We start from the raw sequence: 13,793 nt of genomic DNA, 5'->3' as shown, positions 1-13,793 counted from the left end.
AGGGGCTATTCCACATGCCCCGTATGCAAAGTTTTCACCCATTTTAGGCGCTTTGGTCTTACCGACATCCGGGCAGTAGTACTGCTCATGACAACTAACCAGTGCAACATATATAAACTGCCACGCAGGGTTTGCACTAGCATCAGAAGATATGTTGAAAGTGAGAATTTCTGATCTTGACGTATGCGCGTTAGACCTGTGTACATCCCTACCATCGACATGGTAACGGACAAGCCTGTAATGGGACTTAACATTGGTGGACGATGACGCGCGATCGCCATTAACAAATCTGGTACTGCTGCTGTAGGTAAGATATACATAATCAGCATAAAAATCAGCAAATCCCAGCTTTTGCGCGTTCCCATCCGGTTTTTGAGAATTAAATCCCAATAATCCAGATAGCGTTGATAACCGCCTTCTGCCCAACGATTGCGTTGATGCCAAAGTGCGATCGCATTTGTCACACCTTCTTCTTGCACTGCTGGATGGAAAACACACTCAATATCCCATTTATCCAAATGCAAGCGGATTGTCAAATCCAAATCATCGGTAATAGTTTCCTCATTCCAGCCACCGCAGCTTTCCAAGGCTGAACGCCGGACAAATTGACCATTACCCCGCAGTTCGCCAATACCACCAAGGGCAGTGCGCTGTTGCTGAAACCAGGTATCAAGGGCCATTTCGGCCATTTGCCCCTTAGTCCAAAAATTATCTTTAGCGTTGGCGATCGCTTTTCGCACCTGCACCGCCCCCACCTTTTCTCTCTGAAATAAAGGTATTACCTGTTGCAGCAAATCTGGTGTCACTTGGGCATCAGCATCAAATACTGCTATGATGTCGCCCTTTGTCAGAGGCAACACCTGATTTAACGCCCCTGATTTGCCGCCACTAGCTTCTGCTGAACGCCTTAATACTTTCAGTTGCTCGTGTTTCTGTTCTAGTTCTGCTAATAAATGTGGCGTGCTATCACTGCTGTGATCGTCAATAATCCATACTTCATACTGCCCACCTGGATATTCCAGGTTACAAAGATTTTTGACTAATTTTGCAATTACTGCTTCTTCATTTTTCGCAGCCACTAATACAGATACAAAGGGCAAATCTCCCTGTATTTCTTTTGGATAGCGACGGGATTTAGTAAACACGACCACCAAGGCATGAAATCCTAGAATGGTGGTCAGTCCTAGAATAAATATGGAAGCCCAAGAAACTAAATGTAGAGCGATCGTGCCACTCCAGACGATAGTCAAGACTAGAGCTGCTTTGCCTCTACGACCTTGAAACCGGGATGGTAGAGACATAGGATCTGTCTCTAACACTGACTCCTCATCTACTGATAGGTCAGACAACAAGGAGTTGAGCGGATCAAGCTCTTGATAAGAATCTTCTTCGGGCCAGGAATTCGCTGGCATAGGTTAGGTTGCTTGATTCAAAAACCAGTATTTGTCTACAGTTAGTAATTTTACGGACAAATATCCCTAAGCTACTTTTCCCGATTTTAATCGGAATGGGCAAACTGCAATACCCGCTATCCCTAAGCCAAAAGCCGCCGGGACTACTTTTGTTGTCACTGTCACTCTGGGTAATTACTTAGCATTAACCACGTTTGCTACTCTTAGACAGAGGCTTGATTCCTTTTATACCCACTTGGGCAGGAAGCTTGTAGAGCCAGACTTTCTCTAATGAGAATTCCGGTTTAGGCAAAGTGATACCAAGGTGACAGCAGCTTATTGTTGGAAGAAAAAGCAATAATAACACCCACAAATTTATAGTGTGGGTTTTTCATGTTATGTTATTGCGCCCAGCTGCGATCAAAGTTAATGCAGCCTTATTGTAACCGAAATTTTAATATTTCTTAGCAGTAACTTCATTTATGGAATATGAGAAGAGGCAGAGGGGTAGGGCGCGGGGAGGCAGGGGAGCAGGGGAGGCAGAGGAGGCAAGGAGAATAACTTATGCCCAATTTCCAATTCCCACTCTCTTTCTACCATGTGCTTTAGACACATCTTTTGGGAACACTACTAACATCCACTAATATCCCTAGTTGCCAACTAACTTGAGGAATATTTAACCATGTCTATTGAGCAACTCCAGCCTGCTAATCAACAACAAGCCAGTGTTTACTTACCTTACGTCCAAGGCACTAAGCGCAATTTTTTACCCTATGCCATCAGTCTTTATCAAAAAGGGGTTTTGGAGGGACACCGGAAGATAGAAGCTAGTGAACATGTCCCCTTTGTCGCATCTTGGAATGTTGCTACTTTACCCTCTGACTTAACCCGTTGCCGAATTCAGTTTGATGGCAATGCTGACTTGAGTTACGAACTAATGATGGCTAGTTTCGAGTTTATTAATTTTTTAATTGAAGTTATGGACAACTATAAACGCCATCGCTTGACCGATTTTTCACAACCATTTTACCGCAAGCTACTGCGTATAGATGATTGATTAAAAACGAGCCGGACTTTTGCTAGTTCGGCTCGTTTTTAAAACTATCCTGTGTGATTATAAAACTTACCAGCTTTTCACCTTAAAAACATCTTCATAGAAGATGTTTTTAAAGTTTAATTTATTACTCACCTGGGCAACTATTAAGTCACAGCTACATGAAACCTTACTTACCCAACTCTATAAGTTAGAAAAACCTTGGTTTTGGTTATTTCAGGAGATGGACTCAGCTTTGTGTAGTAATAACTCTTAGTCATACAATACTTTCAAAACATCTTCTTAGGGTAGATGTGTTTTTTTCTTTTCAAAACCATACCAAAACCAGCTACCAAAAAAGTGCCCATAACGCTAGCGGGTTCTGGAATAGAAGTTTCATAAATAGGTACTTTGATTCTTAAATTGGCCAGGGTAGCGTTAGTGATGTTCAAGGATGTTACAGTTGGCGAACCTGGGATATCAGACTGGAAATCAAAGACTGTGGGAGTTGAGTTACCATTGCGATCGCTATATCGCACTCCATATCCACTTACTTCAAAAGTGCCCTGATACTGCTTTCCGGTGTCTGGATCGGTGACAGTACCAGCGTATAAGGCTTTTATGAAATTAAATTCATCCTGAACTACTCCTTGAAATTTGGTTCCTGCTAATTGTCCTTGGTATTTATAGGGTGTCAACTGACCATCAGAGAGAACCGGCGATGTGAGAACACCATCGAACGAGACAAAGGGAATACCTTTAAAGTCAACAAAGTAATGCAGACTTCCATCAGAGCGCGTTTCTACCTGCAAATAGTCTGACTGGTATACAGGAACATAGTTAGGATTATTGTTAGTACCTAAGTTCCGGTAATAAGTTCCAGTGTCATCCGTATCAATACGAGTAATACTGTTATTGAAATTCGGATTATTTCTGGGAAGTTCGATTGTTCCTGATAATGTGCCAGTGCTTTCAATTATGATGAATTGAGCAGCAAAAGCACTTGCTCCACTTAAAGCGATCGTCACTGCTGCTAAACAACTGCCACTAAGAATTGCACAACCTAGCTTAATCCCTGATGAACTTACTTTCATTAACAACTTGCTCCTTGAAGCGCCGATAAAAACACACCTAATGCGCTGAGATTTATTTAAAATTTTTCTCAGGCACAGTTTATTATTCCCAAGTTTGTGAAGTAAGCTTCATCGAAAAAAAATTTTTTGATCAAAAGCGAGAAAATTTTATCTAGATTGTGCTTCAACTTAAACAATATTTATCATAAGCCTGTTAATTTTAGTTTTTTAAGCTGAATTTAACTAGCGTTTATTCTGTACAATTAAGTAATATAGATAAACTTTTCTAACTATTATCTAAGCTTAATAAACTACTAATCAGTTTAGGCAAGCCTCTACAGCAGGGATTTGAATGCTCAGATAATTCATTCCGTTCTATCTGCTTTGCCATCTTCTCAGCACGTTGAATCGCTTGTTCAGTTAATGATTTCAATGGTTTTGGATACAAGCACATTGATTTGTCATAGTTGGGTATATGCTTGCCGAGTAAATTAACTAACCTGTCACGATTGATTTGTGCAAAATGGTCTTGAAAGTGAATTAGATACCAGAGTTCAAAACAAGGATTTGTAATTGCGAGATTAATCTTTTGGCTTGTAGCCCGATTTATTGCACTTTGCCAATTTTCCAGACTCTTTTCAATATGCTCATCTCCATCAAAAACAGCCCAAGCCTCATCTTCTTTACTCCATTGCTGGTTATCTTTCCTCTGCTGTCGTTCTTCGATGAGTCTTTCAATAATGCTACGTGGATCAGTTTTGTTTTGATGAGGCAATACAATAATATCTAAAGTTGATGAACGTAATTCATTGCGGATACTATTGAAATAAATTGGTTCTGTTTTACTTCCTTCACAAGCAATTAGTATTTTCTGAGCAATATTCCTGCTAGGTGCGTGACGATTTAACTTTCTTGGCACTGCTCATCACCCTGTAAAATCATTTCCTCTTCAGATGGGAGAAACGGAACGGCTCCAAAACGACCATCTAAATAAGCTTTATCAATTGCCAAATCATTTCGCACATGGAAATCAGTCAAAGGATACAACTCAGTGCTTTGATCAGGGCGCTTTTGTGTAAACCAAATTTGATCACGGCGTAATAAGTTGTTTCTTTGTAAGGTATTATCATGACTAGTTAAAATCAGTTGAGCGTGTTTTGGATTTGTTTTGACATTTTGAAATCTTCTAATAATACTTCTTACAATATTAGGATGAATATTTGTACCTAATTCATCGACAATTATTAGACCATCTTTCGCCAGAGCTACTACTATCTGAAATGCTAAACCAAATAATCTTTGGGTTCCTAGAGATTCTTCTTCAAAAGACCAAATAATGTCTTTACCATCAATGGTTTTATGTAAAGCATATATTTTATATTCTAATCCTTTCTCAGATTTATTCATCTTGATTCCAGATAGTCCTGTGTCAAATTTTTGTACAATCTCTAGTGCGTGTTTGAGTATATCGTTAATTAGAGAAGACTCTTGAGCTTGTAGTGCCGTAATCAATTCAAGAGTGAAATTTCCACTTCCTAAATTAACTCCACGCCAGCTACCTAATAGCCAATATAAGAGAGGTTGAATTATATCAACTTTTAGTTTTGCTAATGTGCTAATAAATAACTCAGTTTCTTTAATATTAGACTGAAGTTGATTATGAGGCCCAGCAAAATCTTCACCAGTTTTCCATATAAATTTTTTGCTATTCTCATCCCATTGACGTGAAAACAAACGACGCAGACGCTTAGTTGTATTTAAAGAATAGTCTAATTTTTCTGAGATAATATGATTTTGATTAATTACCAGAGAATAGGTGTAGATATTATTTTTAAATAAAGTTCTTAATTCAAATTTTGTAGGTTTTTGAGCAGAGATATTATCTAATTTAAAAGTATCTAGTCTTGCATATTTTAAAATACTCTGGAATTGCATCGCTTCCTGTGTGCCGTGAACCATAATAAGCAATAAATAATCGAGAGCTTGGATAACATTACTCTTGCCTGATGCGTTAGCTCCAAAAATTGCCAGAACAGGTAAAAGCTCAATATCCCACCCTTCAACATGATATCCAGGTGTAATTTCATGATCTGACTTCACTCGTTTGCGTTTGCTGTTTTGGCTTGTCTGACGATCGCTTTGTTTTTGAGCAACCGCACTTAGTGTTACAGGTTCTTTAATTGATCGGTAGTTTTCGACTGTAAAATCTACAAGCATAATTCAAGGCGCACAAGGCACTTTTTTGTGATTTATTCACGTAAATATTATCTTAAAGGTAGGCAAATCTCCACTTCTACCACAACAAATCACATGAACTCGCAGCTAGTGTAAGCTATTACTACACTTTAATACACCCATTAATCCACAACTCACCACCAGATTTAGATCGACAATGGGAATATAAGCAGTCTAACCAAAGCAGGTATAGGGTAATGGTGCGATTAAAACCGTGGCAGTGGGTCGTTTTGGCAATCCCGATCGCGTTTATCATTATTTTCTTACTGGTAGCCGCCGGTTCGCAAATTCATGCGTGGGGTATTAGTTGGATTTGGGGTGTGTTTACCCTTTTATTCGTTGGTTGGCGCTGGCTACTCGTAAAATGGACTCAACCAGCTGTTAATCAAGTAGAAGCTGTATTAGCTCAAGTTCAAGAAGAATTAGAATCGGCAGTAGAGGATACAGTTAGACCACCAGCAGGAAGTGATGTCACAAAGCTTGCAGAAACCGCACTCCAAGAGATTCTACAAGCGTCACAAAGCGATCGCCCCATTTGGGAAGACTGGCAAACCTTTTGGACACGATGCCAGGATTTAGTTGTAGCGATCGCTCATATCTACAATCCTCAAATTCAATATCCCCTGCTGAATATTTACGTCCCCCAGGCTTACGGACTGATTCGGGGAACGGTGGACGATATGGATCAGTGGATGCAAAAATTATCCCCAGTTCTTAATCAGGTGACGGTTGGACAAGCATACCAAGGATATGAGGTTTACCGGAAGTTGGAACCATCGGCTCGAAAATTTTGGAAAGCTTGGAACTGGGCACAGTGGCTTTTAAATCCGGTGGCGGCGGTGGCAAAACAAGCCAGCCAGGGTTCTAGTAACCAGGCAACTCAGCAATTATTGGGAAATTTGAACCAGTTATTTCGGGAAGCTGCCCTGAAAAACTTGTGTCGGCAAGCGATTGCCCTCTATGGACGTAGCAAATTACCAGTTTCAGCAACCGTAGTCTCCACACCAACTTTACCCAAGGTAAAAACCCAAACACTGCGAGAAATACTGACTCAAGCTCAACCAGCCGAGGTAGTTGAGCAAAAACCCGTGAATATTCTGCTGGTGGGGCGCACAGGTTCAGGAAAAAGTAGCTTGATTAACACGCTATTTCAGGCAGATTTAGCAGCCGTTGATGTTTTGCCCAGTACGGATCGCATTCAAAATTATCAATGGCAAACTCAAAGTGGTGAAACCTTGACGCTTTTGGACACACCCGGCTACGAACAAGTCAACCATGCCGATCTGCGAAACCTGGTGCTTGATTATGCTATCGATGCAGATTTGCTGCTGTTAGTCACCCCTGCCCTCGATCCTGCTCTGCAAATGGATGTAGACTTTCTGCAAGACATCAAAGCAGAAGTTGCAGATTTACCTGCAATCGCGATCGTCACTCAAGTAGATCGGCTGCGTCCCATCCGTGAATGGCAACCGCCTTATGATTGGGAATGGGGCGATCGTCCAAAAGAAGTTGCCATTCGGGAAGCTACTGAGTATCGCGCCAAATTATTGGGAAACTTCTGTAATCTAGTTCTACCAGTGGTTACGGGTGACAGCAAAACAGGTCGAGTTGCTTGGGGAGTGGAGGCGCTTTCACTAGGATTAGTAGATGCGATCGCACCTACAAAACAACTCCGTCTCGCCCGCTTTTTGCGTAATCTCGAAGCCCGTACTGTTGCCGCCGCCAAAATCATTGACCACTATACCTTCCAGATGGCAACAACACAGGGACTAACGGCATTGCTCAAAAGTCCCGTCCTCCAGTTTGTTTCTACGCTATCAACTGGATCTCCAACCCTAGCCTATGTTCTGGCAGAGCAAATTCCTGTGGAACAGTTGCCAATTGTGATTGGCAAACTCCAAATGGCTTATGAGCTTTTCTCACTCTTGAATACAGCTAACTCTAACCCGCTCAACTTTGAATTACTATCCCTCTGGCCGCTACTGCTAGAAAATTCCACTTCACCCGATCGCAACGCCTGGGCATTTGGTCACGCTCTAGTCGAGTACTGGACTCAGAATCTAACGGTTGAAAAACTCCGGGAGCGATTTGAGTATTATTTGGCGATCGCCAAATAATTTGTCTGCCTTGAGTAAATAATATCCGCATCTTCCATTCTGTTACCCCTAAATAGCGAGTTTGCTAGCCACGCTCACTCAGTCTCATTAAACACCATAAAATCCATTAGTACCGAGCTTTAACTAGAATATTTACTTAGCTTTTAAAGATATTTTATACTCCTAAATAGAAAACAGGAGAACAAAAAATGCCGTAATATCTCTTAGTTTTTAACATCAAAGTTAAGATTACGATTAAGAGTAGGTGTCTACTAAAACCTACCGCTTTAACTAAGTTTTTACCAAACATCCTTTTTGTTCGGAGTTATTTATGAAAAATATATTACAAACCTCCATATCTAAAGAACACAATTCACATCAGAGGTATAGTATTTCATCTTACAATCGACTGCTTTTAGTCGTTAAAGATTTGGCTTGTGTGCGGACTATTGAGGAAATTATTGAGATTGTGCGTTTGGCTGCGAGGGATCTCACAAATGCTGATGGAGTAACTTTTGTACTGCGGGATGGTGAATGCTGCCACTATGTTGATGAAAACGCCATCGGCCCACTTTGGAAAGGGATGCGTTTTCCGCTCAAGTCTTGTATCTCCGGTTGGGCAATGCTCAATAAACAAGCAGCCGTGATTGAGGACATTTATCAGGATGCAAGAATTCCTATTGATGCCTATAAAGTGACTTTTGTCAAAAGTTTAGTGATGGTTCCTATACGGATTGCCGATCCACTGGGTGCGATCGGAGCCTACTGGAGTACACCACACCTAGCCACATCTCAAGAAATAGAACTGCTTGAGATTTTGACCGACACTACAGCAGTAGCGATCGCGAACGTTCAACTTTTCCAGAAACTTACGAACCAAAACGCCCTGAAAGACAAATTCATTGCGATGCTAGCTCACGAGTTGAGGAATCCTGTTGCCCCCATCTCGAACGGGGTTCAGCTTCTCAAATTGAAGCTGGGCGTGACTGGTGGAGTCGGAGAAACAGTTTTAATGATGCAGCACCAGATTAAGCACCTCTCGAAATTGATCGATGAGCTACTAGATGTATCGTCCATCACTTACGGGAAGATTTCATTAAACCTTGAGAAGTTGAATCTTGTAGATTTGGTTCGCCAGAGTCTCAATGACCATACACAAACAATAAAGAGATCGAATCTTACCGTAGTAGAAGACTTGCCAAGCACGCCCGTATGGGCTTATGTTGACCCAACGCGATTCTTCCAAATATTTGGGAACCTTCTTGATAACGCCTTAAAGTTTTCAAAACCAGATGGGACGATCTGGGTGGATCTCTCATATATTCCAGGTGAAAATGGCTCAGGCAGTTTAGCAGCTTTATCTGTAAGAGACTCAGGTATAGGGATAGAACCGACAATCTTACCAGAACTCTTCGAGCCGTTTACCCAGGCCGATCGCAGTTTAGACCGTTCGAGGGGTGGGCTAGGTTTGGGACTCTCGGTAGTCAAAAGTCTTGTCGAACTTCATGGTGGGAATGTTGAAGCCTCAAGTAGAGGGATCAATTTGGGAGCAGAATTCAAAGTTACTCTCCCTGTATGCGAAGAGCTTAAAACCTTGGACAACGACCTGGAGACTATGGAGGCGGCTAAAAAATCGTTGAAGATTTTAGTGATTGAAGATAATGACGATTCTGCTACAACATTAAAAGCAGTACTTGAGCATTTCGGGCATGAAGTTTCCATTGCCAAGAATGGAATTTCAGGTGTACAAACTGCAAAAGAGTTGGAGCCTCATGTGATTATTTGTGACATCGGACTTCCCGAAATGGATGGATTCGCCGTTGCACAGGAACTGAGTAAAGACTCTAAATTTAGTCGCTCAATTCTGATTGCGCTCACTGGCTACGGTGGCCAGGAGGATAAGGAACTTGCGCTTAAGTCTGGTTTTAAATGCCACTTAACCAAACCCGTGGACTTTGAAATACTTACGGCAGAAATTGATCGATACTTTCTGGTGAGTGCGTAAAGTTGCCCGTCGTAAACATTGGTTTTATCCCAGAATGAATTGGGAATGGGGAATGGGAAATGGGGAATGGGACTAATGAAAAATTACTTCTTTCCCTTCTGCTCCCCTGCTCCCTGCCCCCTTGCCTCTTATGCTGTGGGAATATCACGCTTTGCCAGATATTGGTACATCTGCCAACGTGCATCTACCTCAGCTTGCGCTTGTTCTAACAAGTGCTTGGCTACGTCTGGTTTGCTCTTAGTGAGCATTTTGAAGCGATTTTCTTGATACATCGAATGTTCTACAGATTGCGTAGGCGATCGCATATCCAGTTGCAAAGGATTTTTACCCTGTTTAAGCAACTCTGGATTATGCCGATACAGCAACCAACGGCCTGATTCTACCAGAGTTTTTTGGTGATTCATCCCGGTAGTCATGTTAATGCCGTGGGCGATGCAATGGCTGTAAGCAATAATTATTGATGGCCCATCATAAGCCTCTGCTTCCAAAAATGCTTTGAGAGTATGTTCATCTCTAGCACCAAGGGCTACACTCGCTACGTAGACATTTCCGTAGGTCATGGCAATCATCCCTAAGTCTTTCTTCCCTCCTGGCTTACCACTGGCGGCATATTTAGCAACTGCGGCTCGTGGCGTAGCTTTAGAAGATTGACCGCCTGTATTAGAATACACTTCTGTATCCATCACCAAGATGTTGACATTGCGACCACTAGCAATTACATGATCTATACCGCCAAAATCAATGTCATAAGCCCAACCATCACCGCCAACAATCCAGACGCTTTTTCTCACTAAGTAATCTGCAAGGGATTTGAGATTTTGGATTTTGGATTTTAGATTAGGATCGAAAGTTACGATTTCATCTAACTTCTGCTGCAACAGTTCTATTCTTTCGCGCTGTTCCCAAATGTCAGCCTCAGATTTTTGTTCAGCTTTGAGGATGGAATAGACAAGGTTTTCATCTATTTCACTCCCCAAATTTTGCAACAATTCCGCTGCAAACTCAGCTTGTTTGTCGAGGGAGAGGCGGAAGCCGAAACCAAATTCGGCGTTATCTTCAAATAAATTATTTGACCATGCGGGGCCGCGTCCTTGGGCGTTGGTTGTCCAAGGAGTTGTGGGGAGATTGCCACCATAAATTGAGGAACAACCTGTTGCATTGGCGATGACGGCGCGATCGCCAAACAATTGTGTTAATAATTTTAAATAAGGTGTTTCACCACAACCTGCACAAGCACCAGAGAATTCAAATAAAGGTTCTTGCAGTTGTTGTTGGCGAATCTGGTTTAATTTTAGCGATCGCCTGTCAGGATTAGGTAAACTCAAAAAGAAATCCCAGTTTTTCCGCTCTTGCTCTTGTAAAGGCAACTGCTGCGCCATGTTAATCGCTTTCCGCAATGGCTCAGATTTATCTTTAGCAGGGCAAATATTTACACAAATCGTACATCCTGTGCAATCTTCTGGAGCTACCTGAATGGTAAATTTTTGATTGGCAAAGTCTTTATCTTTTGCACCAGTTGACTTAAAGGTTTCTGGTGCATTGACTAACTCATCAGCTTGATAAGCTTTGGCACGGATGGCACTGTGGGGACAAACCATGACGCACTTCCCACATTGAACGCAGACATCCGGCTCCCACACAGGTATTTCTTCGGCAACGTTACGTTTTTCCCACTTGGCAGTACCTACAGGGAATGTGCCATCAACAGGTAGTGTGCTAACAGGTAAATCATCACCTTCCCACACCATGATTTTCCCCAGAACTTCCCGCACAAATTCGGGAGCGGAGTCCAGCAATCTTGGGTTGTTAATTGTTGATTGTTGATTGTTGATTGTCTGTGGTACATCTACTTTATGCAAGTTGTCTAGAGTGTTGTCTACAGCTTGCAAGTTCATACGGACAACTTCTGGGCCTTTTTTACCATAAGTCTTCTCAATTGCTTGTTTGATTTTAGTGATCGCTTCTTCTTGCGGCAAGACTCCCGCTAAGGCAAAGAAACAGACCTGCATAATGGTGTTAATTCTGCCACCCATGCCACTTTCACGGGCAACCTGGCTAGCATTGATTACGTATAACTTCAAATGCTTATCGATAATTTGCTGCTGTACCTTCAACGGCAAATTCTCCCAGACGGTATCTGCATTATATGGACTGTTAAGCAGCAAAGTTGCCCCAGGAATAGCAGCTTTCAAAATATCTATGCGTTCTAGAAATCCCCAATGATGACAACCAATAAAATTGGCTTGGTCAATCAAGTAGGTGGAGCGAATTGGCTCTTTGCCAAAACGGAGGTGAGAAACTGTCATTGAGCCAGATTTCTTGGAATCAAAGACAAAGTAGCCTTGGGCGTAATTATCGGTTTCTTCACCAATAATCTTGATAGAGTTTTTGTTAGCCCCAACAGTCCCATCTGAACCCAACCCATAAAACATTGCCCGAACAACATTATCCGATTCTGTAGAAAACTTAGGGTCAAAGCTCAAGGAAGTATGACTAACATCATCATTAATCCCAATAGTAAAATGATTCTTCGATTTAGCTTCGGCAAGGTTATCAAAAATCCCCTTCACCATTGCCGGCGTAAATTCCTTAGAAGAAAGACCATAACGACCACCAATAATTTTAGGGTATGAGAAAGTATTTTCTCCCCCTGCCTCCCCTGCTCCCCCTGCCCCCCCTGCTCTCTTATCTCCCCACGCCTCATGGATAGCAGCCACAACATCCAAATACAAAGGTTCTCCGGCGCTACCTGCTTCTTTGGTGCGGTCGAGAACTGCGATCGCTTTTACGCTATTTGGCAATGCTGCAACAAACCTTTGCACATCAAAGGGGCGATAAAGCCGGACTTTTAGCACACCAAGTTTTTCCCCACGGGCGTTAAGATAATCTACCGTTTCATGGACGGTTTCACAGCCGGAACCCATGAGAACAATGACCCGTTCGGCATCCTTGTCGCCGTAATATTGATAGATTTTGTAATGCCTTCCCGTGCGTTCTTCAAATTCATCCATGATGCGCTGGACAATTTCTGGACAGGCGTTGTAGTAAGGATTAGCACCTTCCCGTCCTTGGAAGTAGACATCGGGGTTTTGGGCAGTCCCCCGCAAGACTGGACGATCTGGAGTGAGGGCGCGGCTGCGGTGGGTAAGTATGAGATGATCGGGGATGAGCGATCGCAAATCATCATCTGCAAGCAGTTTAACTTTCTGCACTTCATGGGAAGTACGGAAGCCGTCAAAGAAGTGCATAAACGAGACTCGCGTCTCTAAAGTCGCAGCATGGGCAATGAGAGCAAAATCTTGACTTTCCTGCACCGAAGCGGAACACAGTAGGGCAAAACCAGTAGCACGAGCTGCCATGACATCGCTATGGTCGCCAAAAATTGATAAAGCGTGGGTAGCCAGGGAACGCGCAGCAACATGAACTACAGCACTAGTCAACTCACCAGCAATTTTGTAGAAGTTAGGGATCATCAACAATAATCCCTGAGATGCCGTGAAGGTAGTACTCAGGGAACCTGTTTGCAATGCCCCATGCACAGCACCAGCCGCTCCCCCTTCGCTTTGCATCTGCACGACACTGGGAATAGTACCCCAGAGGTTGGGACGACCTTCTGCTGACCAAGCATCTGCCCATTCACCCATTGCTGAAGAGGGGGTAATGGGATAAATGGCAATTACTTCATTTAGTTTGTAAGCAACACGGGCGACAGCTTCATTTCCATCAATGGTTGCAAATGTTTTGTTCATAATATGATTTTTGTCCCCGTCTCTCAACTGCATTATCAGAACACGTAAATAGAAAAATTAAAAATAGCCAGAGTTAGTTAGGCAGCGCCAAGCAAGCAGTTTATTATGCGCTTTTCAGTTAACTTTAAATAAATACTGCATATATGAATATCTCATCTGAAATAGCGCATCTATTAATATGTCTTAATCATGTACTCAATAACCCAAGTAT

Annotated in this window: 8 protein-coding genes; 3 read left to right on the top strand and 5 right to left on the bottom strand. The window is 42.3% G+C overall.

All coding sequences use genetic code 11. The features are described 5' to 3' along the window. Nucleotides 1-5: 5 nt before the first annotated feature. The gene (locus tag IQ274_RS05240) at nucleotides 6-1,412 is read right to left on the bottom strand and encodes a glycosyltransferase (RefSeq protein ID WP_163927566.1); all 1,407 of its coding nucleotides are present in this window, start codon (nucleotides 1,410-1,412) and stop codon (nucleotides 6-8) included. Between the two features lie 661 nt (nucleotides 1,413-2,073). Between IQ274_RS05240 and ebsA the strand changes: the two genes are divergently transcribed. Continuing rightward, complete coding sequence (gene ebsA / locus IQ274_RS05235; protein WP_012410470.1) at nucleotides 2,074-2,448, top strand: type IV pilus biogenesis protein EbsA; 375 nt, start codon at nucleotides 2,074-2,076, stop codon at nucleotides 2,446-2,448. Between the two features lie 266 nt (nucleotides 2,449-2,714). Here the strand turns inward: ebsA and IQ274_RS05230 are convergent, their stop codons facing one another. The 3 genes from IQ274_RS05230 to IQ274_RS05220 all read right to left on the bottom strand — a co-directional run bounded on the left by IQ274_RS05230 (nucleotide 2,715) and on the right by IQ274_RS05220 (nucleotide 5,714). Further along, on the bottom strand, nucleotides 2,715-3,518 hold the full coding sequence (locus tag IQ274_RS05230) for a PEP-CTERM sorting domain-containing protein (protein ID WP_194141626.1): 804 nt from the start codon (nucleotides 3,516-3,518) through the stop codon (nucleotides 2,715-2,717). A 265-nt stretch (nucleotides 3,519-3,783) separates the two neighbouring features. Continuing rightward, nucleotides 3,784-4,416, bottom strand: coding sequence for an RloB family protein (locus IQ274_RS05225; RefSeq protein ID WP_194141625.1), 633 nt, complete (start codon nucleotides 4,414-4,416; stop codon nucleotides 3,784-3,786). Next, nucleotides 4,401-5,714: an AAA family ATPase gene (locus IQ274_RS05220; RefSeq protein ID WP_194141624.1), complete on the bottom strand. Its 1,314-nt coding sequence runs from the start codon at nucleotides 5,712-5,714 to the stop codon at nucleotides 4,401-4,403. The genes IQ274_RS05225 and IQ274_RS05220 overlap by 16 nt, the downstream gene beginning before the upstream one ends. 215 nt (nucleotides 5,715-5,929) lie before the next feature. Here IQ274_RS05220 and IQ274_RS05215 point away from each other — a divergent pair, with 215 nt between their 5' ends. Next, nucleotides 5,930-7,849: a GTPase family protein gene (locus IQ274_RS05215; RefSeq protein WP_194141623.1), complete on the top strand. Its 1,920-nt coding sequence runs from the start codon at nucleotides 5,930-5,932 to the stop codon at nucleotides 7,847-7,849. 310 nt (nucleotides 7,850-8,159) lie between these two features. Beyond that, entirely contained in the window at nucleotides 8,160-9,833 is a 1,674-nt protein-coding gene (locus tag IQ274_RS05210) for an ATP-binding protein (RefSeq protein ID WP_194141622.1), read from the top strand. A 128-nt stretch (nucleotides 9,834-9,961) separates the two neighbouring features. Here IQ274_RS05210 and nifJ read toward each other — a convergent pair whose 3' ends face one another. Then, nucleotides 9,962-13,582: a pyruvate:ferredoxin (flavodoxin) oxidoreductase gene (gene nifJ / locus IQ274_RS05205; RefSeq protein WP_194141621.1), complete on the bottom strand. Its 3,621-nt coding sequence runs from the start codon at nucleotides 13,580-13,582 to the stop codon at nucleotides 9,962-9,964. Nucleotides 13,583-13,793 lie beyond the last annotated feature (211 nt).

The organism is Nostoc sp. LEGE 12447 (genome assembly GCF_015206985.1).
Lineage (GTDB): Bacteria > Cyanobacteriota > Cyanobacteriia > Cyanobacteriales > Nostocaceae > Nostoc.
The sequence above is the reverse complement of the archived record's forward strand: the minus strand, read 5'-3'. Positions and strand labels throughout refer to the sequence as shown.